This window comes from Glycomyces artemisiae (assembly GCF_003002955.1).
GTDB lineage: Bacteria > Actinomycetota > Actinomycetes > Mycobacteriales > Micromonosporaceae > Glycomyces > Glycomyces artemisiae.
The window spans coordinates 877,415-900,638 of the sequence record NZ_PVTJ01000001.1; the positions used below are offsets into that span (position 1 = coordinate 877,415).

17 protein-coding genes are annotated in these 23,224 nt (G+C 71.7%); 11 read left to right on the top strand and 6 right to left on the bottom strand.

The genetic code is table 11. The features are described from left to right. Positions 1-48: 48 nt before the first annotated feature. The 4 genes from B0I28_RS04190 to B0I28_RS04205 form a co-directional block, all read right to left on the bottom strand. Entirely contained in the window at positions 49-942 is an 894-nt protein-coding gene (locus B0I28_RS04190) for a carbohydrate ABC transporter permease (RefSeq protein ID WP_106362516.1), read from the bottom strand. Continuing rightward, positions 939-1,922: an ABC transporter permease gene (locus tag B0I28_RS04195; protein ID WP_219926536.1), complete on the bottom strand. Its 984-nt coding sequence runs from the start codon at positions 1,920-1,922 to the stop codon at positions 939-941. The genes B0I28_RS04190 and B0I28_RS04195 overlap by 4 nt, the downstream gene beginning before the upstream one ends. Further along, entirely contained in the window at positions 1,919-3,589 is a 1,671-nt protein-coding gene (locus B0I28_RS04200; protein ID WP_106362518.1) for an extracellular solute-binding protein, read from the bottom strand. The genes B0I28_RS04195 and B0I28_RS04200 overlap by 4 nt, the downstream gene beginning before the upstream one ends. 237 nt (positions 3,590-3,826) lie before the next feature. Beyond that, positions 3,827-4,519 (bottom strand): NADPH-dependent F420 reductase, encoded by a 693-nt coding sequence (locus B0I28_RS04205; RefSeq protein ID WP_106362519.1) that lies wholly within the window; start codon positions 4,517-4,519, stop codon positions 3,827-3,829. Positions 4,520-4,831: 312 nt separating this feature from the next. On the opposite strand from B0I28_RS04205, the gene B0I28_RS04210 reads away from it, so the two are divergent. From B0I28_RS04210 to B0I28_RS04250, 9 genes are all read left to right on the top strand, one after another. Continuing rightward, entirely contained in the window at positions 4,832-5,992 is a 1,161-nt protein-coding gene (locus tag B0I28_RS04210; RefSeq protein WP_106362520.1) for a LacI family DNA-binding transcriptional regulator, read from the top strand. A gap of 16 nt (positions 5,993-6,008) precedes the next feature. After that, positions 6,009-6,779 carry a ThuA domain-containing protein gene (locus B0I28_RS04215; protein ID WP_106362521.1) on the top strand — a complete coding sequence of 257 codons (771 nt, stop codon included), beginning with the start codon at positions 6,009-6,011 and terminating at the stop codon, positions 6,777-6,779. Beyond that, positions 6,776-7,900: a Gfo/Idh/MocA family protein gene (locus B0I28_RS04220; protein ID WP_106362522.1), complete on the top strand. Its 1,125-nt coding sequence runs from the start codon at positions 6,776-6,778 to the stop codon at positions 7,898-7,900. Before B0I28_RS04215 ends, B0I28_RS04220 begins: the two co-directional genes overlap by 4 nt. Positions 7,901-7,916: 16 nt before the next feature. Then, entirely contained in the window at positions 7,917-9,059 is a 1,143-nt protein-coding gene (locus B0I28_RS04225; RefSeq protein ID WP_106362523.1) for a Gfo/Idh/MocA family protein, read from the top strand. Positions 9,060-9,127: 68 nt separating this feature from the next. Then, positions 9,128-9,685 carry a 3'-5' exonuclease gene (locus B0I28_RS04230; protein ID WP_106362524.1) on the top strand — a complete coding sequence of 186 codons (558 nt, stop codon included), beginning with the start codon at positions 9,128-9,130 and terminating at the stop codon, positions 9,683-9,685. Continuing rightward, positions 9,686-10,399, top strand: a complete 714-nt coding sequence (locus B0I28_RS04235; protein ID WP_106362525.1) for a MerR family transcriptional regulator — start codon at positions 9,686-9,688, stop codon at positions 10,397-10,399. Between the two features lie 105 nt (positions 10,400-10,504). After that, entirely contained in the window at positions 10,505-12,028 is a 1,524-nt protein-coding gene (locus tag B0I28_RS04240; RefSeq protein WP_106362526.1) for an alpha/beta hydrolase, read from the top strand. 188 nt (positions 12,029-12,216) lie between these two features. Beyond that, positions 12,217-15,495 (top strand): glycosyltransferase, encoded by a 3,279-nt coding sequence (locus tag B0I28_RS04245; protein WP_106362527.1) that lies wholly within the window; start codon positions 12,217-12,219, stop codon positions 15,493-15,495. Beyond that, positions 15,492-16,979, top strand: a complete 1,488-nt coding sequence (locus B0I28_RS04250) for a glycosyltransferase (protein WP_106362528.1) — start codon at positions 15,492-15,494, stop codon at positions 16,977-16,979. The genes B0I28_RS04245 and B0I28_RS04250 overlap by 4 nt, the downstream gene beginning before the upstream one ends. Here B0I28_RS04250 and B0I28_RS04255 read toward each other — a convergent pair. Then, positions 16,932-17,822, bottom strand: coding sequence for an FG-GAP repeat domain-containing protein (locus tag B0I28_RS04255; protein ID WP_106362529.1), 891 nt, complete (start codon positions 17,820-17,822; stop codon positions 16,932-16,934). The genes B0I28_RS04250 and B0I28_RS04255 overlap by 48 nt on opposite strands. 139 nt (positions 17,823-17,961) lie before the next feature. Between B0I28_RS04255 and B0I28_RS04260 the strand changes: the two genes are divergently transcribed. Then, positions 17,962-18,618 (top strand): hypothetical protein, encoded by a 657-nt coding sequence (locus B0I28_RS04260; protein WP_106362530.1) that lies wholly within the window; start codon positions 17,962-17,964, stop codon positions 18,616-18,618. A 22-nt stretch (positions 18,619-18,640) separates the two neighbouring features. Continuing rightward, the gene (locus B0I28_RS04265) at positions 18,641-20,038 is read left to right on the top strand and encodes a hypothetical protein (protein WP_106362531.1); all 1,398 of its coding nucleotides are present in this window, start codon (positions 18,641-18,643) and stop codon (positions 20,036-20,038) included. 51 nt (positions 20,039-20,089) lie between these two features. Here the strand turns inward: B0I28_RS04265 and B0I28_RS04270 are convergent, their stop codons facing one another. Next, positions 20,090-23,113 carry an alpha-mannosidase gene (locus B0I28_RS04270; RefSeq protein WP_106362532.1) on the bottom strand — a complete coding sequence of 1,008 codons (3,024 nt, stop codon included), beginning with the start codon at positions 23,111-23,113 and terminating at the stop codon, positions 20,090-20,092. Positions 23,114-23,224: the final 111 nt, after the last annotated feature.

Below are 23,224 nucleotides of genomic sequence, written 5' to 3' on the forward strand. Positions count from 1 at the left end.
GTGCATCCTATAGGATATAGGATGCACGATCCGGGGCCCGTGAGGCGCTTACCCCTTGACGGCGCCGATGATGACGCCCTTCTTGAAGTGCTTCTGCACGAACGGGTAGATGACGAGCGCGGGGACGATCGCGACCATGACGATCGCCATCTTCACCGCGAGCGTCGGCGGCGCGCTGCTCAGTCCCGAGGCCTGCGGCAGCGGGGCCGACTCCACCACGTAGGTGCGCAGGACCAGCGCGAGCGGCCATTTCGACGTGTCGTCGAGGTACAGGAACGCGTTGAACCAGCTGTTCCAGTAGGCGACCGCGTAGAACAGCGTGACCACGGCGATCACGGCCTTCGACAGCGGGGCCACGATCTGCCACAGGACCCGGAACTCCCCGGCGCCGTCGATGCGCGCGGAGTCGAACAGCTCCTGCGGGAGGCTCATGAAGAACGCGCGCAGGACCACGACGTTGAACGCGGACACCGCCATCGGCAGGATCATCGCCAGATAGTTGTCGCGCAGGCCGAGGGCGCTCACCCACAGGTACACGGGGATGAGCCCGGGGAAGACCACGAACATCATCAGGACCGAGAACAGGACGGTCTTGTGCCCGAAGGACCCCGGCTTCGACAGCGAGTACGCGCCGAGGATCGACACGAGGACGCTGACGACCGTGCCGACGGCGGTGACCGCCAGCGACACCACCAGGGACCGCAGCACGACCGGGTTGCGGAACATCTGCTCGTACGCCTCGAAGGTGATCCCGTCGCCGGGCCAGACCACGAGGCCGCCGACGCGCTGCACGGTCTCGGCGCTGGAGAGGCTCGTCAGCGCGATCGTGTACAGCGGGAACAGGATGAGCAGGGCGATCACGACGATGCTCGCGCCCTTCGCGGTCTGCCCCGCGACCGTGGGCTTCTCCTCCCACGCGGCCCGTTTCGCTTTGGCGCTCATGACTTCGAGTACACCCCCCGTTCGCCCAGCAGGTGGGCGGCCTTGTTGGCGGCGAGGATGAGCACGAGCCCGACCACGCCCTTGAACAGCCCGGCCGCGGCCCCGTAGTCGAAGTCGCCGGTGCGGATGCCGCTGTAGTAGACGAACGTGTCGAACACTTCGGACGCCTGCGACCCGACGGCACTGCGCTGCAGGAAGAACTGCTCGAACCCGACGTTCAGCGCGTCGCCGAGGCGCAGGATGAGCAGCAGCACGATGACCGGCCGGATGCCCGGCAGCGTGATGTGCCACAGGCGCCGCCAGCGTCCGGCGCCGTCGACCGCGGCGGCCTCGTACAGGTTCGGGTCGATCGCGGCGAGGGCCGCGAGGAAGATGATCGCCCCGAACCCGGCCTCCTTCCAGATCGCCTGTGAGGTCACGAGCAGGATGAACGTGTCCGGATTCGTCATCCAGTCGACGCCTTCGAAGCCCGCGCCGCGCAGCGTCTGGCTGAGCAGCCCGGCGCCGCCGAGCATCTGCTGGAAGATCGCGATCACGAGCACCCAGGAGAAGAAGTACGGCAGGTACACGATGCTCTGGAGCATCGACCGCAGCCGCTCGGACACCAAGGAGTGCATGAGGAGCGCGAGCGCGATCGGCACCGGGAAGTAGAACACCAGCTGGAACGCGGTGATCGACAGCGTGTTCACGAGCGCGCGCGTGAACTCCGGGTCGGAGAACAGCAGCTGGAAGTGCGTGAAGCCGACCAGGCGCGAGCCGAGGATGCCGCCGGTGTACGGCTTGTAGTCCTGGAACGCGACCACGTTGCCGAGGGTGGGGATCCACCAGAACCCCCACACGAGGAGCATCATCGGCGCGGCCATGAGCAGCAGCGGCCAGTCCCGGCGCAGCCGGGTCAGCCAGTGCGCCTTCGGCTGCGGCGCACGGGGCGGGGCGTCCCCCGCCGCGGCGGCGGGGGACTCGATCGTCGTGGTGCTCACAGGCGGTCGTTGTCCTCGGCGATCTTGGTGTAGTACTCGCGGGCGGCGTCGCCGACCTTCGCGCGCCAGTCGTCCACGATGGTCGCCCATTCGGAGACGTCGCGCTGGCCGCGGTAGATCTCGTGGCAGGCCTCGGTCATGGGCTCGTTCTCGGCGGAGAGGTCGGAGGGCATCTCGACGCGCAGGCCCTGGAACGGGCTGGGGTCGAGGAAGGCCGCCGCGTTGGTCTCCCACTCGTGCAGGCGCTCGACCATGCCGGGGTACTGGAACTTGTTGTTGGCGTTGGCCCGGCCGGACAGGAACATGTAGGTGGGGGCGACCTCGGTCTGGCCCAGCTCGGTGCGCTGCGGCACGCCCTCGGCGTCCACGGTGAAGTGGACGCCCTCGACGCCGTCGGAGACGAGGTCGTACTCCAGGGTCTCGTACGGCGCGGAGCACCAGTTGGCGACCCGCAGGCACTCCTTGATGCGCTCTTCGGAGAGGTCCTTCTTGATGAAGGTGAACATGCCGGCGGGGTCGTCGCGCCAGATCGTGGGCGTGCCGCCCGCCTCGCGCGCGAGCGGGTCGACGATCTGGAGATCGAAGCCCTCCACGCCGCGGTAGGTCTGGTACATCTCATGCCAGGCGCCGACGCCGTCCTCGAAGAACAGGCCCTGGCCGGACCCGATGATCTCCTTGGCGTTGGTGCTGCGGTCGGCCACGTAGTCGGGGTGGACGAGGCCCTTGTCGAAGACCTGCCGCGTGTACTCGATGGCGGCGGCGAACGCCTCGGTCTCGAACTTGTGGACGAGCTTGCCGTCCTCGACCTTCCAGAGGGTGGGCACGCCCATGGCCTCCTGGACGGTCTGGTCGAGGCTCGCGAAGGCCCACCGGTTCGCGGACGGGTCGTTGACCTCCTCGGCGAGGGCGAGGAGCTCTTCGAGGTCCTTCGGGTGCTCGCCCAGGCCCAGCCCGTCGAGGAGGTCCTGGCGGGTGAACAGGGCGTTCGTGTACGGGGACCTCTCCCACGGGATGCCGAGGAGCTTCCCGCCGAAGACGCCCATCGCCCATGCGGCCGTGGGGTACGAGGCGAGGAGCGGGTAGTCGGCGGCGGCCTTGTCCCCGGCCAGGTAGGGGGAGAGGTCGGCGAACAGCTCGTTGGCGGCCTCGGTGAAGTCGGAGAGCTTGATGATCTCCCAGCCGGGGATCTGGAACATGTCGGGCACGTCGCCGCCCGCGAGGGTGGTGGTGATCTTGTCGACGTAGTTGTTGCCGTCGGCGATGTTGAAGACGACGGTGCCGCCGAGGATCTCGTTGACCGCGGTGAAGTACGAGTTGCCGGGCAGGCCGGGCGGGGTGGGGTTCCACAGCGGGGTGATCGCGGTGATGTCCTCGCCGGTGGTCATCACCGGCTCGGTGACGACCTGCTCGGGCGCTTCGGGGCGCGAGAGGTAGCCGGGGGTCACGGTCCCGTCGGGCTGGCCGGGGAGGTCGGGTTCCAGGCCGCCTTCGTACGGGGTGTAGGTCGGCAGCAGGTCGGCGAGCTCGTCGGAACCGGCCGCGGTGCCCTCGGGCCCTTCGTCGAGGTCCGCGCACGCCGCCAGCGATGCGGCGGCGGCCGCGGCGGCGCTCGCCTGGAAGAGGCCGCGGCGGTGCAGTCGAAGGGTGCCGTTCTGGTTGTCGCCCATGGCGATGCCTTTCGTCGGGGGATACAGGATTCGCCGGGTATGCAGGCCGAGGGGCCGTTCTTTTAAAGGTATGACCAAACGAATTTAACTACACGGATGAGAGCTGCGCAACTCTGGGCCCGCGGCTCGCCCCCGACCTCGCCTTCTCCCCGTTCCGCCTGACTCCATTGGGGACTGACGCGCGGCAGTGGAAAGCCCGGGACGGTCGGGCCGTCCCGGGCTGCTGGTCGATTGGTCCTACATGTCGCGGTAGCGCTTGGCGGCCTTCAGGAGCGGCTCGATGATCTCCGGCGTGACCTGGCGCGGGGCCGGGACCTTGTCGAAGCTGAACTTCTCGGTGAAGAACACCCCGTAGGCGGGGGTGTCGCGCTGGAAGCGCCAGCCTTCGGCGAGCGGCCCGGCGTCGTAGGCGTCGAAGCCGATCGAGTCGAGGAAGTCGGTGACGGCCTGCTTCGCGGCCGCGTCGTCGCCCGCGATGGCGAGCACGGAGCGCTCGGGGTCCCCGGCCGGGCGGGCGAGGGTCGCCACGTGGCCCTGGTAGATGTTGTTGAAGCCCTTGACGACGAACGACTCCGGCAGGTGCGCCTGGAGGAGTTCGCTCACGGTGGTCGACTCGTCGTCGAGCTCGGGGATCTGACCGTCGCGCTCGGGGTAGTAGTTGTTGGTGTCGAAGACGACCTTGCCGCGCAGCTCCTCGACCGGGACGGTCTTGTACGCCTTCAGCGGGATGGTGACGACGACCAGGTCGCCCGCGGCGGCGGCCTCGGCGGGCGTGGCGGCGCGGGCGTTCGGCCCCAGTTCCGCGACGAGGTCCGCGAGGGTCTCGGGCCCGCGGCTGTTGCTCAGGACCACGTTGTGGCCCGCCTTGACTGCGAGGCGTGCGATGGCGCCGCCGATGTTGCCGCTGCCGATCAATCCGATTGTGCTCATACCAGTGAGTAACGTGCGCACAACTGCCGCAATTCCGCCTTTTCAAGGTGTTCTGCGCCATGCTGGACGGAGGGACGTGAGGCTTCCTCGATCCGCGGCCGCCCCCGGCTGCAACTGTGCCGCGTGGGTGTGACGGCAGCGGTGTGAATGCGAGGATGCTTCGATTCGCGGTCGCCCCCGCTTGCAAGCGTGCCTCGGGGGTGCGACAGGGCGGTCGGAATCGGGGCGGGAATGCTGGGAAGGCGCTTGATTCTCTCTCGTCTTTATGCTTAAAATCGCCCGCGGCACTTGATCGGTAAAGGGGGAGCGGGCATGGGCGCACCGCGGAAGGCCAGCATGGCCGACGTCGCCGACCGCGCCGGCGTCTCCGTCATGACCGTCTCGAACGTCATCAACCGGCCCGAGATCGTCGCCGAAGTGACCCGGGACAAGGTCCACGCCGCCATGCGGGAGCTGCGCTACCGCAACAACCTCGTCGCCCGCAGCCTCCGGCTCGCGCGGCCGCGGCAGATCGGCTACATCCTCCCTGCGCCCGACGCCTCCGGCAATCCGTACATGAACGTGTTCCTGCACGACCTCGCCACCGCCTGCCAGGCCGCCGACCGGAACCTCACGCTCATCACCCAGCAGGACATCGAAGCGCTCATCAGCGCCTGCGAGGACCTGTACTTCGGGCAGGCCGTGGCCGGGTTCGTCGTCTCCAACGTCGGCTCGGAGGACGACCGGCTCATCGAGCTCCAGAAGCGCGGCATCCCCTTCGCCGCGTACGGCCGCGACGCCGCCGCGTTCGACAGCCCCTGGTCGTGGGCCGAGGGCGATGCGGCCCTGGGCGTCGCGACCGCCGTCGACCACCTCGTCGAGCGCGGCCACCGCGAACTCGCGTTCGTCGGCGCCGACCGCCGCAGCGAGACCGTCCTCCAGCGCGAGCTCGGCTACCGGGAGGCCTGCGAGCGGCACGGCCTCGCCGCCTCCACCGCCGACGCGCGGATCGTCCACTGCCGCGGCGACCTCGCCACCGGCGTGCGCGTCGCCGCCGCCCTCCTCGACTCGGACGCGCCGCCCACCGGGATCGTCTGCAAGACCGACACGCTCGCCGCGGGCGTCGTCATCACCCTCCAGGCCCGCGGCCTCACCCCCGGCCGCGACGTCGCCGTCACCGGGTACGACGACACCCCGCTCACCGAGTTCGGCACGGTCGGCATCACCTCGGTCCACCAGGACTCGGCCGGGATCGCCGCCGCGCTCGTGCGGCTCGTCGTGGAGCAGCCCGCCGAGCCGGAGCACGTGCTCGTGGCGCCCTCGCTCACGGTCCGGTCCAGCACCGACCCCATGCGCAACAGGACCGTGCACACCGGAACCCCGCACACCGAGACCGTGCGCACCGAGCCCACGGACTCCGAGACCGCGGACACCGAGACCATTCACGCCGAAACCCAAGCGGCCCAACGATTCAACACCGAAGAACACGTATAGCAAGGAGCACTGCCACATGTCACAGGCACCCATCCGCGTCGTCGTCTGGGGCGAGAACCGCCACGAGCAGGTCGAGCCCTCCGTCGCCGAGCGCTACCCCGACGGCATGCACGGCGCCATCGCCAAGGGCGTCGGCGAATGGCTCGGCGAGAAGGCCGTCATCACCACCCGCACCCTCGACGAGCCCGAGCACGGGCTCACCTCCGACGTCCTCGACGAGACCGACGTCCTCGTCTGGTGGGGCCACGCCGCGCACGGCGACGTCGCCGACGAGATCGTCGACCGCGTCCACCGCCACGTCCTCGCCGGGATGGGCCTGATCGTGCTCCACTCCGGCCACTGGTCGAAGATCTTCACGAAGCTCATGGGCACCACCTGCACCCTGCGCTGGCGAAGCGAGCACGACCGCGAACTGGTGTGGACGGTGAACCCGCAGCACCCGATCGCCCGCGGCATCCCGAACCCGATCGTCATCCCCGAGCAGGAGATGTACGGCGAGTACTTCGACGTGCCCACCCCCGACGAGCTCATCTTCATCTCCGGGTTCACCGGCGGCGAGGTCTTCCGCTCCGGCATGACCTACCGGCGCGGCTTCGGCCGGATCTTCTACTTCAGCCCCGGCGACCAGGACTTCCCGGTGTACCACCACCCGGACGTCAACCACGTCATCGCCAACGGCATCGAATGGGCCCGCCCCGACCGCGAGCGCGAGACGCCGACGCTGCTGCGCTACGACACCGACGACTTCTTCAACGGCCAGGGCTACCGCGGGGCGTTCGAGCGATGAGCTTCACGACGCTCGACATCGAAGGGCCGCTGCGACTCGTCGTCGTCGGCGCCGGCGGCATGGGCCGCGCCTGGATGCACACCATCGAGGCCGACCCCGCCACCGAGCTCGTCGGGATCGCCGACCTGTACCCGGCCGCCACCGAAGCGGCCGCGGCCGACCTCGGCCGCGACCTCGCCACCGGCGCCGACGCGGTCGAACTCGCGCAGCGCACCGGCGCCCACGCGATCGTCAACGCCACCATTCCCGAAGCGCACCACCCGGTCACGATCGCGGCGCTCCGCGCCGGGCTCCCGGTCCTGGGGGAGAAGCCCGTGGCCGCCACCGTCGCCGAGGGCCTCGCGCTCGCGGCCGCGGCCGAGCTCACCGGGCACCTGTTCATGGTCAGCCAGTCGCGGCGCTACAACCGCGGCCTGTTCCAGGCCAGGCAGGACGCGGAGGCGCTGGGGCGCATCGGGATCGTCTCGGTCGACTTCTTCCAGTCCCCGCACTTCGGGGGCTTCCGCGACGAGATGGACTCGCCGCTCCTGCTCGACATGGCGATCCACCAGTTCGACATGGCGCGGTTCCTCCTCGACGCCGACCCGGTCGCGGTCGTCTGCGAGGAGTACAACCCGCCGTGGTCCTGGTACGCCGGGAACGCCGCGGCCACCGCCGCGTTCGAGATGGAGGGCGGCGCCCGGTTCACGTTCAACGGGTCCTGGTGCAGCCCCGGCCTGGAGACCTCCTGGAACGGCGCGTGGCGGATCTCCGCCGAGCACGGCAGCACCGTCTGGGACGGCGAGGGCGAGCCGGAGACCAAGGCGCTGTCGGACGCCGAGCCGAAGGCGGGCGCCGAGGTCCCCGGCGAGGGCATCGCCGGGTCCCTGCGCGAGTTCACCGAGGCGCTGCTCCACGGCAGCGAGCCGATGGGCCGCGTCCACGCGAACGTGCTCAGCCTCGCGATGGTCGAGGCCGCGATCCGCAGCGCCGCCGAGGGCCGCCGCGTCCGGCTGGACGAGATCCTCGACGGGGCCTACGAGTCCGCGCTCGCGACGACGACCGACATCGATATCCTCACCGTGTTGCAAGGGTGGCCGTCGGTCCGCGACGGCCTGAACCGAGGGAGCCGCAGTGACTGAACCTCTCCGCATCGGCATGGTCGGCTACGCCTTCATGGGCGCGGCCCACTCCCACGCGTGGCGCACCGCGCCGCGCTTCTTCGACCTGCCGCTCGCACCCGAGATGACCGCCCTCGCCGGGCGCGACGCCGACCGGCTCGCCGCCGCGGCCGCCAAGCTCGGCTGGGACTCCACCGAGACCGACTGGCGCCGCCTGATCGAACGCGACGACATCGACCTGGTCGACATCTGCGTCCCCGGCAACCTGCACGCCGAGATCGCCATCGCGGCGCTCGAAGCGGGCAAGCACGTCCTGTGCGAGAAGCCGCTCGCGAACTCCGTGGAGGAGGCCGAGGCGATGACCGCCGCGGCCGAGGCCGCGAAAGCCAACGGCGCGCTCGCCATGTGCGGGTTCTCGTACCGGCGCACCCCGGCCCTGTCGCTCGCGAAGCGCCTGGTCGACTCGGGCGCGCTGGGGGAGATCCGGCACGTGCGGGCGCAGTACCTCCAGGACTGGCTCACCGACGAGAACGCGCCGCTGACCTGGCGCCTCGACAAGGCCAAGTCCGGTTCGGGGTCGCTCGGCGACATCGGCGCGCACATCATCGACGCGGCGCAGTGGATCTCCGGGTCCGACGTCACGGGCGTCTCGGCGATCCTGGAGACCTTCGTGAAGGAGCGGCCCGTGGGCGGCGACTTCGTGGGCCTCGGCGGCCACGGCGGCGCCGACGGCCCGAAGGGCCCGGTCACCGTGGACGACGCGGCGGTGTTCACCGCGCGGTTCGCGAACAACGCGGTCGGCGTCTTCGAGGCCACCCGCTTCGCGCTCGGCCGCAAGAACGCGATGCGCGTGGAGGTCAACGGCTCCAAGGCGTCCCTCGCGTTCGACTTCGAGGACATGAACTCGCTGTGGTTCTACGACGCCGCCGACGAGCCGAACGCGGGCTTCCGCAAGATCCAGGCCACCGAGCCCGAGCACCCGTACACCGGGAACTGGTGGCCGGTGGGCCACGGCCTCGGCTACGAGCACGGCTTCACCCACCAGGTCGTCGACCTCGTGAACGCGATCGGCGCGGGCGAGCAGCCCACGCCGTCGTTCGCCGACGCCCTCCAGGTGCAGCGCGTCCTCGCGGCCGTCGAGGCCAGCGCCGCCGACGAGAGCCGCTGGACCGCGGTCTGACCCGTCCGACCAGGCGCTCGGGGCCCGTCCACCGCAAAGTAGTGGACGGGCCCTTTACGCTGCAAGGCATGGACACCCTGCTGAACGTGATCGACGTCGAGGCCACCTGCTGGGAGGGCCGGCCGCCCGCCGGCGCGGTCAACGAGATCATCGAGATCGGCCTCACCGTCGTCGACCTCGCCGCCGGAGCACGGCTCGCCAAGCACCGCATCCTGGTGCGCCCCAGGCGCTCGCGCGTCAGCGAGTTCTGCACGCGGTTGACGGGCCTCACGCAGGCCGAAGTGGACACCGGCATCGAGTTCCCGGACGCCTGCGCCCTCCTCGTCAAGGAGCACCGCGCCGACTCCCGGCCCTGGGCCAGCTGGGGCGACTACGACCGCAACCAGTTCCAGCGCCAGTGCAAGGCCACCGGGACCCGCTACCCGTTCGGCAGCCGCCACACCAACGCCAAACTCGTGTTCACCCAGGCGAACGGCCTCAAGCGCCGCCCCGGCATGGCGACCGCGCTCGACATCGCGGGCCTGCCCCTCGACGGGCGCCACCACAGCGGCGCCGACGACGCCTGGAACATCGCCGCCCTCGTCCTCGGCCTCGCCGCGACCGGGGACTGGCCCGAAGGGGACTGAATGGCCTGGAGCACCCGTGAGATCGCCGAGCTCGCCGGGACCAGCCTGCGCGCCGTCCGGCACTACCACGAGGTCGGGCTCCTGCCCGAGCCCGAGCGCAAACCCAACGGCTACAAGCAGTACGGCGTGGCCCACCTCGTCAGGCTCCTGCGCATCAAGCGCCTCGCCGACCTCGGGTTCTCGCTCCCGCAGATCGCCGCGATGGGCGACGACGACCACCACCCCGAGCAGGCCCTGCGCGACCTCGACGCCGAACTCGCCGCCACCATCGAACGGCTCCAGCGCATCCGGCTCGAACTCGGCGCGATCCTCCGCGAGTCCGCCCCCACCGACCTGCCGCCCGAACTCGCCCCCATCGCGGCGGAGGACGGCCTGTCCGCCACCGACCGGAACTTCATGGTCGCCATGTCCCGCATCCTCGGCCCCCGCGCCGTCGGCGCCTACGCCGACCTCTTCCGCGACACGCCTCCCGTGCCCGTCGACCGCGAATTCGAGGAGCTGCCGCCCGACGCCGACGAGGCCACCCGCGCGGACCTCGCCGAACGCATGGCGCCCTTCGCCCGCGAGGTCGCGCAGCGCTTCCCGGGCATCAACGACCTCAGCGACGCCCCGCACGGCGAGGACTTCGCGCGCCGCTCCATCGGCACCACGCTCCGCGACCTCTACAACCCCGCGCAGCTCGACGTCATGGTCCGCATCCACGCGCTTCTGTGACCTCCTTCATCACAACGCCCGAAGCGCTTGACTGTGCCGCAGCGGCATGGCCTGAACTGGGCCGTATCCCCGCAAACAGGGGAACAGCCACAGGAAGGGTGCACCATGAGACGACACACCAGAAGACGGCGCATCGCGATCGCCCTCGCGCTCGCCGCAGCGGGCGGGCTCGGGACCGTCGCGGTCCTCCCGGCCGTCGCCCAGGAGTCCGGGCCCGAAGCGGAAGCGGTCGACTGGGGCGCCTGCCCCGACGACGTGACCGGCGGCGACCGCCTCGAATGCGCGACGGTCGACGTCCCGCTCGACTACGACGAGCCGGACGGGAAGACCATCGGGGTCATGGTCTCCCGTCTCGCCAGCACCGACACCGAGGAGCGCCGCGGCATCCTCCTCCTCAACCCCGGCGGTCCCGGCGGCGCCGGCCTGAGCCAGCCGGTCGAGCTCGTCGACCTCGGCCTGCCCGACGGCGTCACCGACGCCTACGACCTCATCGGCATGGACCCCCGCGGCGTCGGCCACTCCACGCCCGTCTCCTGCGGCTTCACCAATGAGCAGGGCCACCCCGGGAACGTCCCGCCGTACGCGGTGGACGACGCGGCGGTCGCCGAGCACGCCGCGTACGCGAAGTCCGTCGCCGAGCAGTGCGCGGCGAACGACACCGAGGGCCTCATGCCCCACATGTCCACGGCCAACACCGCCCGCGACATGGACTTCATCCGCGCCGCCCTCGGCGAGGAGCGGCTCAGCTTCTTCGGCGCCTCCTACGGCTCGGTCCTCGGTGCCGCGTACGCCTCGCTGTTCCCCGAGGAGAGCGACCGGATCGTCATCGACTCCAACGTCGGCGGCACCGCCCTCGACTACGACGCCCAGCGCCGCTGGGGCAGCGGCTTCGAGGAGAACTTCCAGCACTTCGCCGAGTGGGCCGCCGAACGCGACGCCGCCCACGGCCTCGGCGACACGCCGGAAGCCGTGCAGGACAAGTACTTCGAGATCGCCGAGCGGCTCGACCAGGAGCCGGTCGGGGAGTACGACGGCCGGCTGTTCCGGTTCCTCGTGTTCGTCTCGCTCTACAGCGAGGACGCCTTCGCCCCGGCCGCGCGCCTCTGGGAGTCGCTCGACCTGGGCGACGCGGCCGCCGCCGACCGCGCCGTCGGCGAACTCGACGCGCCAGTGGCCACAGACGCCGCCGACACGCCCTCCCCGTACGACAACGCCTGGTCCGCGTACCTGGCCGTGACCTGCAACGACGCCGACTGGCCGGAGGACCTGGCGACCTACCAGGCGAACACCGCCGCCGACCGCGAGGCGCACCCGATGTACGGCGGCGCGGGCGCGAACGTCAACGCGTGCGCCTTCTGGGCCAACGAGCCCCTGGAGCCGCAGGTCGAGATCACCGACGAGGGCCCGGCGAACGTCCTCATCGTCCAGAACGAACTCGACGTCGCCACCCCCTACCCGGGCGCGGAGCTCAACCGCGAGGCCTTCGGCGACCGGGCCCGCCTCGTCACCGTCGACGGCTTCGGCCACGGCGTCTACGTGTACGGCGGCAACGCCTGCGCCCTGAACACCACCACGGCGTTCCTCCTCGGCGGCGAGCTGCCCGAGGACGACGTCCACTGCGAGGCATAGCGAAGACGACAAGGGCCGGGCGCGCATGCGCGCCCGGCCCTTGTCATGCCAGACCTGGTGCGGGCCATTCTCAGTGACACGCCGATGAGTTGTAGCCCCATTGAGGGATAATTCAGTATTTTCCGGTTGTGACCGATTTCCTCGACCGCCTAGTCGGGCAGGCGCTCAGCACTGCCAAGGCTTCAAGGGTGGCGGACATTCACGAGTGGGCGCAGTACCACAACTCGCGACTGGCGCCCCATGTGCTCGCTCGCATCGCGCACCCGGAGGAACCGGAAGCGCTCCTCCACCTGTCCGAGGACCGGACCCGGCTCGACCATGCCGCGCTCGACCTTGAAGCGGTCTGCACCCTCGCCGCCGCCATCGGTCTCAAAGCGACCACCGACGCGGAACGCGCGCACGCGCTCGCCCTGTTCGACCTCGCGCACCGCCGGCTCGGCGGCTCCATGCCCGCCAAGCACCAGGAACTCCACGTCATGACCGCGTACCTGCTGGACCGGCCGGAGCGCGTCAAGCGGCTCCGCCGGTCCTACCAGGGACTCTCCGGCACCTTCAAGGACGCCTTGCGCTGCCAGGACGCCCACCCGCGCCGCGGCGGGACCGCGGACGCGTACCTGCGGCGCTTCCGGGAGTTCACCGGCTGGGCCGACATCGACTGGGAGGAGCCGGACATCGACCGGCTCCGCACCGCGCCCGCCGCCCCCGTCGAGGACGGGCCGCTGATCTCGGTCGTCATGACCTGCTTCCAGCCCGACGCGCGACTGCTCACCGCGGTGCGTTCGGTGGCGGCGCAGTCATGGCAGCGGTGGGAGCTGCTCCTCGTCGACGACGGCTCCGGACCCGGGTACGCGGAGGTGCTGCGCGAGGCCGCGGGCCTCGACCCGCGCGTGAAGCTCCTCATCCAGCCCGAGAACGCCGGCACCTACCAGGCCCGCAACCGCGCCATGGCCGTGGCCGAAGGCGAGTTCATCACCGGACTCGACTCCGACGACTGGGCCCACCCCCTGCGCCTCCAGCACCAGGTGCAGCCGCTGCTGGACCGGCCGGAGCTGGTCATGGTCGAGTCCGTCAGCGTCGCGGTGAACGAGGACCTGTCGCTCGTGATCGACCCGCAGATCGCGGTCCTCGCGGCGAGGTCCACGCCGATCATGATCCGGGCCCGCGAGGTCATGCAGCGCATCGGCTTCTACGACGAGGTCCGCCGCTCCGCCGACTCCGAGTACCGGCTCCGCGTCAAGGCCGCGTTCGGCGCCAAGACCTCGCAGCGCATGAAGACCGGGCCGCTGACGCTGGTGCGCTACAGCGGCGACACGCTCTCGGCCGGGGAGGTCTCGCGGCACTGGATGTCCGCGAGCCGGTTCGCGTACCACTCCGGATTCGTCCGGTGGCACCGGCGGATCGCGACGAAGGCGGCCTCCCCGTTCCTCGCCTCGGTGCCCCGGCCCCGGCCGTTCCCCGTCAGCCAGGACATCGTCCGCGGCAAGGCCGCGAGCGCGGCGGTGGTGTACGAGCACCTCTACGCCGCCGACTGGAGCGCCCTCGACAAGCGGCGCCGACGCATGCTCGACGACGCCGCCCGGCGCACCGCCCGGGGCGCTGCGGTCGGACTCCTCCACTGCCCCGAATGGGTCGGCATCAACGGCAAGCCCTCCCTCATCGACGAAGGCGTCCTGCAATCGGCCGCCGAGCACGGCTTCGACTTCGTCGACCCCGAGGCGGGGCACACCGCGCCGGTGAGCGTCCCGACCGCGGCGTTCGGCGAATTCCTCCGCTTCGAACACCCCGTCCTCGCCGCGGACCGGCTGCGGGTGCAGTCGGACGAGCCGGCGCCCCAGGAGGCACCCCTGCCCGCAGTCGACCGCGCGATCCCGAAGCGGCCCATGCGGTCGCTGCTGCGCGCCGCCGCCGCCGCGCTCGGCAAGGCCGTCCTCCGCAGGCGCCGCCTCGCGGCCGCGGCCGGCCTCGGGGCGCTGGCGGTCGTGGCGGCCGCCGGTGCCGCTGGCGCGCTCGTGGGCGCCGTGGCCGCCGCGCTGTGCCTGCTCGCCGCCGCGGTGTACCTGGTCCTGCGACGCGCGCTCGCGCGGCTGCGCGCCGAAGCGGTGCGCACCGAGCGCGCGAAGACCGCGCGCGCCGGGCTCCCCGAGAAGAAGCGGAAGCACATCGAGCAGTGGGAGCAGCGGCTCCTCCACGGCTGGTCGGCGTCCGCCGGGGCCGTCCTCACCGAGATCGCCGAGCGCGACTCGGGGCACTACGAGAGCCAGGTCCGCGCCCTCGCCGCCCTGTGCGCGCACCGGGCGGCCGTCGCCGCCCGGACGCCGCGGAAGCTCGACCTCGACATCGTCATCGTCTCCACATTGAACCTCCGCGGCGGCACGACCTCGGCGAACGAGGCCGAGATCCTCGCCTACCGCGAGGCCGGGCTCAAGGTCGGGCTCGTGCACCACCCGGTCAAGGACCGGGCGATGAGCCGCCCGGTCGACCCCCGGTTCCTCGACCTCGTCGACGGCGAGCGGGTCGTCCGCGTCCAGCCCGAGGACACCGTCCGCTGCGATCTCGCGATCGTGCGGTTCCCGGTGGCCCTGGAGCAGATGATGGAGGACCGCCCGCAGATCGACGCGGAGCGGACCGTGCTGCTGGTCAACCAGACCCCCTTCGAGGAGTACGGCCTCACCGGCGGATACGGCACCTCCTGGAGCATCCCCGACGTGCACCGCAACGTCACCGAATGGCTCGGCCGCCACACCTGGTACCCGATCGGCCCGGCCGTGCGCGACACGCTGCGCGCCCACCACGCCGCCGAACTCGACGGCGTCGACCTCGCCGACGACTTCTGGTACGAGACCATCGACCTGGCGCAGTGGACGCCAGAGCGGCCGCGCGAGCGCGCCGAGGACGAGCCGTTCCGCCTCGGACGGCACAGCCGCGACCACGTGACCAAGTTCCCGAACATGGCCGCCCGCCTGCGCGCCGCCTACCCCGCCGACGACGGCGTCGAGGTGCACATGCTCGGCGGCCACGATGCGCTGCGCCGCATCCTCGGGGCGATCCCTCCGGGCTGGACCTCGCACCCGTTCGGCAGCATGCCATCGACGGAGTTCCTCTGGAGCCTGGACGCGTACGCGTACTTCGTCGACGAGAACCTGGTCGAGGCCTTCGGCAGGGCGCCCCTGGAGGCCATGGCCGCCGGCGTGCCGTGCCTCCTGCCACCGGACTTCGCCGAGCTCTTCGGCGACGGCGCCCTGTACTGCGAGCCCGAGGGCGTGGCCGCCCAGGTGCGGCGCCTCGCCGACGACCGTGCCTTCCACGCCGAACGCGCCGAAGCCGGCAGGCGCGTCGTCCGAGAGCGCTTCTCGCCGCAAGCGCTGCTGCGCCGGGTCGCGGGCCTCGGCGTCACCGCCCCGGCGCGGGCGGCGGTACCCGTCCCCGCCGAGCCCGCAGACGCCGTGAGCCTTGGAGGCAACCGATGATCCCGACCCTGCTCATCGCCGGTCCCGTCCTCCTCGTCCTCACCGTGCTCTGCTGCCGCACCGGCGTGCGGATCGCGCGGCTGCGCCGCGACCTCGCCGCCCGCCGCGCCACACTGGAGCTCCTGCACCGAGCGGCCCGGAGGCCGGGCCCGCCCGCCGCGGCCGACCTCGGGCGGCTGCGCCGCGTCGAGGACGGCCTCGCGGGCGGCTTCCCCGCCGCGGCCGCCGAGGACGCGCGGAAGGCCGCCGCGATCCGCGGCATCCCCGTGCGCGACCGCCTCGCGATGGTCCGGTCGGTCGCCGCCTGGCAGCGCCTCGACGAGCAGGCGCCCGCGCGCACCGTGCGCGACCGGTTCGACCTCGTCGTCGTCTCCCATTTCGGACTGCCCGGCGGCACCACCTCGGCGAACGAGGCCGAGATCAGGATCTGGCACGAGCACGGCCTCAAGGTCGGCCTCATCCACCACCCCGTCTACGCGTGGGGCCCGAACGCGCCGGTCCACCCGCGGATCCGGGCGCTCGTCGACGCCGGCGCGGCGCGCCTCATCGACCGCGACGCCGAGATTGAATGCGATCTCGCCCTCGTGCGCCTGCCGACCGTGATGGAACGCCCGCTCGAACGGCGCCCCGCCGTCAAGGCCGCCCGCACCGCCGTCCTGGTCAACCAGACGCCCTACCGCCGCTACGACGAGTCGGGGCCGCACGACCACGCATGGGACATCGCCACGGTCGCACGGAACGTCGAGGAATGGCTCGGCCGCCCCACCTGGTACGCGGGAGGGCCGCTGGTCCTCGCCGCGCTGCGCCGCCACCACGCCGCGGAGACCGCCGGACTCGATCTCGCCGCCGAGCCGTGGAACGAGGCCATCGCGGTCGCCGACTGGCGCCTCGGCCCGCGCCGGACCCCCGACGGCCGCATCCGCATCGGCCGCCACTCGCGCGACGACGCGCTGAAATGGCCCGAGGACCCCCAGACGCTGCTCCAGTGCTACCCGGAGGCCGATCCGTTCGAGATCCACGTCCTCGGCGGCGCGGACGCGCCGCGCCAGGTGCTCGGCCGCCTGCCCGCCAACTGGACCGTCCGCGACTTCGGCGCCCTGACCGCCCGGGAGTTCCTGGCGCGCATCGACGTCATGGTGTACTTCATCGCCTCCGACGGCCTTGAGGCGTTCGGGCGGGCGCCGCTCGAAGCGATGGCCGCGGGCGTCCCGGTGATCATGGACCCGCGGTTCGAGCCCACGTTCGGGCCCGCCGCCGTCTACTGCGCGCCGGAGGAGGTCGCGGACGCCGCCGCCCGGCTCGCCGCCGACGCCGAGGCGTACGCCGCGCAGCGGTCCGCCGCCTGGGACCACCTCGAACGGCACTTCTCGGCGCGCGCGCTGATGGACCGGCTGCGGCTCGGCGCCCCCGCGGCCGGCCCCCGGCAGCGGACCGGCTCAGGCGATGGTCATCGTGTTCCAGCCGGTGTCGACGACCGGCGATGAGCCGTACCCGCCGAGGCCGTCGCCCTTGAAGAGGTACAGCAGGTTCGAGGCGCGCTCGCGGCCGAGCCAGTCGGCGTGGCCGTCGCCGTCGAAGTCGCCGACGGACGCGGCCGAGTCCAGAACGTCCCAACCGCAGTCGAACAGGACCGGCGCCTCGAAGCCGCCGCTGCCGGGGCCGCCGTAGAAGTACATGCACTCGTCGGTCTCGCGCACGGCCACGATGTCGGCATGGCCGTCCTCGTCCATGTCGCCGATCGCCGTCAGCTCCCGCACCCGGTCGAAGCCCGACCCGATCGCGGTGCGGCGCCCGTGCGTGCCCGTCCCGGTGCCCGGGTAGAGCCACAGCGTCCCGGTGCCGGCCTCGACGGCGAGGAAGTCGCGGTTGCCGTCGCCGTCGTAGTCGTGCCCGGAGACGACGGTCAGCATGGCCTCCCAGCCGCGGCCGATCCTCACCGGGGCGTCGAAGCCGGTGCCGTTCCCCGGGTAGAAGTTGAGCGCGCCGGTGGAGGCGACCCTGCCGAGGAGGTCGGCCCGGCCGTCCCCGTTCAGGTCGCCCGCGGTCTCGATGAGATCCATGCCGCCCCAGCCCGACCCGACCGTCGACCGGGGGCGGAACCCGCCCGCGCCGTCGCCCGGCCACAGCTCCAGGGCGCCGGTCTCGTCGCGGCGTGCCAGCACGTCGTCGAGGCCGTCGCCGTCGTAGTCGTAGTTCCCCGCGGCGACCTGCTCGACCGGCTCTGCTTGCGCCGCAACCGGAACGATGAGCAGCGCGGCGACGACCGCGCCGATTCCGGCGGCGGCCCGCCACGGCCCGCCGCCGCGGTTCGATGACCCGAATTCCATGAGTACTCCTCCGATCGGGGCCGAACGGCCCGATAAGGCGGAACTGAATCGTCCACATTCAACTCCATCCCGAGGCGCCTCCCGGCGAGATTTTCGCGAAACGCGAATGACGCGGCGACCGCCAGCCTAAATTCGAGGCGTGATTGCGGACTTCTTTCAGCGGCACCGGATCGCCGTCGCCGCCGCCGCGGTGCCGCTGGTGGTCCTCACGGCCACGGCAGTGACCGCCGCGCCGCCCGAATGGCTCACCGCGCACACCGTGCAGGAGCAGAGCGACGCCTCGCCCAACTTCCGGCGCGTCGCAATCGACGGCCCCGGTGCGACCATCGACCTCCTCGGGCAGCCCGAACCCCTCGACACCGGCGCCTTCGCGGGCGAGGTGGACCTCGCCCGGCAGCCGGGCGAGGAGGCCATGACGACCGCGAACCTCGTGCTCGCGTCGTCGGGCGAACCCGGGCTCGCCTTCGGGCAGGTCGCCGTCTCACTGCGGGCCGAGAGCCTCACGGACTACCAGTACAACCCCGACGAGCAGTCGCTCGTCGTCGAGCACGGCCTCGAATTCGAAGTCGAGCGGGCGCCGGGCATCGGCGTGCGCGGCGAGCCCGTCTTCCTGTACACCGGCCCGCTCCGGCTGCTCCCCACCGAGGCCGTGGACCCGCCCGTGTTCCCGCCCGAAGGGCAGACGTTCGCGCTGCCCGCACCGGTGCTCCTGTGGGAGGGCGCCGACGGGGTCACCAGCTCCGAGCCCATCGGCATGCTCACCGGGTTCGCCCTGACGGTCACCCACCCCGCATAGCACCAGCGAAAGGACCGAAGCCATGACTTCGATCGCACGCCGCAGAGCCGCCGTGGTCGCCTCCGGCGTCCTCTCCGCGCTCATCGCCGGCATCCCGGCGCTCGCCCAGGAGCGCGCCGACGGCGGGCCGACCCTCGACTTCGCGGCCGCGACCTGCGGCGCCGCAGGCGACCTGGAGGCCGAGTTCCTGCTCGCCGAACCGCTCGACGCGCCCGCCGGAACGGCCCACACGGTCGTCGACGTGCGGGTCGAGACCGAGGCCGGCCCCCTGGCCCCGACCATGATCGGCGGCACGCTCCGGCCCGGCGCCGAGCTGCCCGGGCCCGGCGAGGGCTCGCTCTCCGGCGCGGCCCACGTCCCCGCCGGCGGCGGGCGGGTCGCCATCGCCGTCGACCTCGAACGCGGCGCCGAGACCACCACAGTGGAGGGCTCGGCGCTGGTCGAGCCGTGCGAGCCCGCCATGCCGGACGAGGAGCTGGAGGTGCCCGACCGGGTGTGGGGACCCTACGGCGGCAAGCGCGCCATCCCCACGCACGTCAGCCCCACGGGCGGGCAGACCACCCACCCGAGCGTGCTCTACTTCCCCGACGGCTGGAACGGCTACGAGTACTGGATGGCGCACACGCCCTACCCCGGCAGCAACTCGGCGCACGAGGACCCGAACATCGCCGCCTCCCACGACGGCGTCAACTGGGTCGTCCCGGCCGGGCTGACCAACCCGATCGACGACCAGCCCGGGCTGCCCGGACCCTACAACTCCGACACCGACCTCGCGATGGGCCCGTCGAACACCATGTACCTGTTCTGGCGGGTGGTGATCCCCGACCTGATGCAGGAGCGCATCAAGTTCGTGAGCTCCACCGACGGCGTCCACTGGTCCGCGCCGGCGGAGGCGGTGCGCAGCTCGATGAGCGTGCGCAGGCCCCTCTCGCCCGCGTTCGCCTACGTGGACGGGCACTGGGTCATGTGGGCCGTCAACATCACGCGCTCGCCGAACCGAGTGGAGTACGCGGTCGGCGGCGCCACGCCCGCGAAGGCGACGTGGGGCGCGCCGGTCCCGGTCGCCGTCGGCGCTATGCAGCGCGAGAAGGAGCCCTGGCACCTCTCGATGCGCAAGGAGGGCGACGAGTACATCGGACTCCTCAACGACACCGTCGTCGGCTCGACCGGCCGCGACGGCGACCTGCTCTTCCTCGCTGGCGCCACGCCGACCGACTTCGCGAACTCCGCCAAGTCCATCGTGCCGCGCACCAAGCCGTTCCAGCACGACCACCTCTACCGCGCGAGCATGATCGTCTCCAGCCAGTACGACAGGCCCGGCTACCGCATGTGGTACTCGGCCCGCATGGCGCTCAACCCGGACGTGTGGAACGTCCAGGACGTCTTCATGCACGGAGCGCAGGTCCACGGCGCCCCGTGACCGGGGACGGGCGAGGGCCGGACGCGAATGCGTCCGGCCCTTTCCCCTGTCCTAAGCCCGGGTGATCCGCAGCGTCGCGATCTGGAAGGGCCGCAGCGCCAGCGACACCGAACCGGCGTCGCTCGCGGTCACCGCGGCCGTCTCGACCTCGCGCTCCAGCAGGTCCGTCTCCACGACGGCGCCCGAGGTGAAGCCGAGGTCGAGCACGGCTTCCGTGCGCGCCCCGTGCGCCTCGTAGAGCCGCACCACGACATCGCCCGAGCCGTCCTCGGCGAGCTTCACCGTCTCCACGACCACCGCCGGGTTCCCCACGGCCACCAGCGGTTCGACCGCTCCGGCGGCCACCGTACGCAGCGGCAGGTTGAGCCGGTACCCGGCCCGCACCGCCTCGGCGACGCCGCCGGGGACGAGCGAGGTGCGGAACACGTGCTCGCCCTGGTCGGCCTCCGGGTCCGGGAACAGCGGGGACTTGAGGAGCGTCTGGCGCACCACGGAGAAGGTGCCGCCGCCGCTTCGCGGGTGCCGCGTCACGTCGTGGCCGTAGGTCGCGTCGTTCGCGACCCCCAGGCCCCGGCCCGCTTCGCCGACGTGGACCCAGCGGTGGGCGCACGTCTCGAACCGGGCCTCGTCCCAGCTCGTGTTCGTGTGCGTGGGCCGCTCGATGTGCCCGAACTGGATCTCCGAGCGCGCCGACGCCGTGTGCACGTCGACGGGGAACGCGAACTTCAGCATCGTCTGCCGCTCATGCCAGTCCACAGTGGTCTCGATGTCGACCGCGGCCCGGCCCGCCTCCACGGTGAACACCTGCGTGATCGTGGACTCGCCGAAGGTGCGGACGGTGCGCACCGCGGCGCGCTCCTTGCCCTCCTCGACCACCTGCACCTCGTCGGCGGCCTCCAGGTCCCGGCCCGAGCGCCGGTACTCGACGTCCACGTCCCACGCGTCGTAGTTCCGCGGCGTGTCCGTGAACGCCTGGAGGAGGCCCGCACGCTCCCCCGGCGGGACGGTCTCGCGGCCGGTCCCGCCGTCCACCAGGGAGGTGATGAGCCCGTCGGCGTCGAAGACCACGCGCACCGCGCCGTTCGCGATCACCGTGGAGCCCGCATCGCGCTCCACCGTCACGACGTCGTTCACCTGCTTGGCGCCCACCGAGAACGCGGGCACGCCGTCGACCTCGTAGGGCCCGGAGTTCACGAAGCCTTCGCCCTCGGCGGCGCCGCCGGAACCGAGCGCGGCCACGGCTCCGGCGATCACCGGCTCCAGGTCCGCCTCGATCTGCGCGTACTCCTTCGCGGTCTGGTCGTAGACCCACCCGATGGACGAGCCCGGCAGGATGTCGTGGAACTGGTTGAGCAGCACCGTCCTCCACGACTTCCGCAGCAGCTCGTACGGGTATTCCGCGCCCGTGCGCACGGCCGCCGTCGCCGCCCACAGCTCCGCTTCGTGGAGCAGCGCCTCGCTGCGGCGGTTCCCGCGCTTCGTGCGCGCCTGCGACGCGTACGTGCCGCGGTGGTTCTCCAGGTACAGCTCGCCCGACCACACCGGACGCGACGGCAGCTCCTCCTCGGCCGCCTCGAAGAACTCGATCGGCGGCGCGATCCGCACCGTCGGCGACCCCTCCAGGTCCGCCGCGCGCCGCGCCGCCGCCATCATCTCCCGGGTCGGACCGCCGCCGCCGTCGCCGAACCCGAAGGGCACCAGCGACATCGACGCGCGGCCCTTGTCCGCGAAGTTCCGCTCGGTGTGCGCCAGCTCCTTCGGCGTGAGCTGCGAGTTGTACGTGTCGACCGGCGGGAAGTGCGCGAAGATCCGCGTCCCGTCGATGCCCTCCCAGTCGAACGTGTGGTGCGGGTACTTGTTGACCTCGTTCCACGACAGCTTCTGCGTCAGGAAGTACCCCGCGCCCGCCGCGCGCGCGATCTGCGGCAGCGCGCCCGTGTACCCGAACGAGTCCGGCAGCCAGACCTCGCGGGTGTCGACCCCGAACTCCTCCAGGAAGAACCGCTTCCCCTCCACGAACTGCCGCGCCATGGCCTCCGCACCCGGCATGTTCGTGTCCGACTCGACCCACATGCCGCCCACGGGCACGAACCGGCCCTCGGCGACCCGCGCGCGGATGCGCTCGTACAGCTCCGGATAGAACTCCTTGATCCACGCGAACTGCTGCGCCGACGAGCACGCGAACACCAGGTCCGGGTCGGCGTCCATCAGCTCCAGCACGTTCGAGAACGTGCGCGCGCATTTGCGCACCGTCTCGCGCACCGGCCACAGCCACGCCGAGTCGATGTGCGCGTGGCCCACCGCGTACACCTGGTGCGCCGACCGCGCCGCCGGGGACGACAGCACGCGCCGCAGCGCCTTGCGGCCCGCGACCGCGGTCCCGTGCACGTCGTGCGGGTGCACCGCGTCGACCATGGCGTCGAGGGCCGCGAACAGCTCTGCGCGCCGCGGCGAGCCCTCCGGCAGCTCCAGCGCCAGCCCGCGCACCGTCGCCACGTCCTGCACCAGCTCCCACACCGTCGCGTCGCGCTGCACCACTGCGATCCGGCCCAGCCGGTAGATCGGCGTGTCGGGCGCGGTCTCCCAGCGCCCCAACGGGGTCGGAGCGAAGCGGACGCCGCTGGTGAACACGTCGGGGTTCGCCGCGGCCTCCACGTACAGCTCGAACGACTCGCCGGGCTTGAGGCCGAGGCGCACGTAGTCGTTCTTCGGCTCGATCGCCTTCAGTGTGCGGCCCGAGCCGTCGAAGACCAGGGCCTCCACCTGGAAGCCCGCGCCCTCGCCGATGAACCCGGGGTCGATCGCGAGCTCCACTTCGCCCGGCTCGGCCGTCCAGTCCGCTGGGACCGTGCCGGACACCTTGAACCACACGGTGCCCCAGGCCCGGCCCCACGCGTACCCTTCCTCGACCGGCGCGTACGACTGCCCGACGGCCTCGCTGAACGGCACCGGCTCCCCGGGGACCGCCCAGGCCGCCACCCGGACCGGCGCGCTCGCCCGCTCCCTCGCCGGTTCCAGGCGCTCCTTCACGAAGCGGTCGAGGCGGACCTTGACGGCGTGCTGCTGCTGATGCAATTGAAACTCCTCTATGGGGGAGGGTCGTGAGCATTCGACGTGCCGGGTCGGCCCCCGGGTGCTGCACCCGCGGCCGATGCGAGTGTAAGCCCTTTCCCGGGGTTCGCGAAA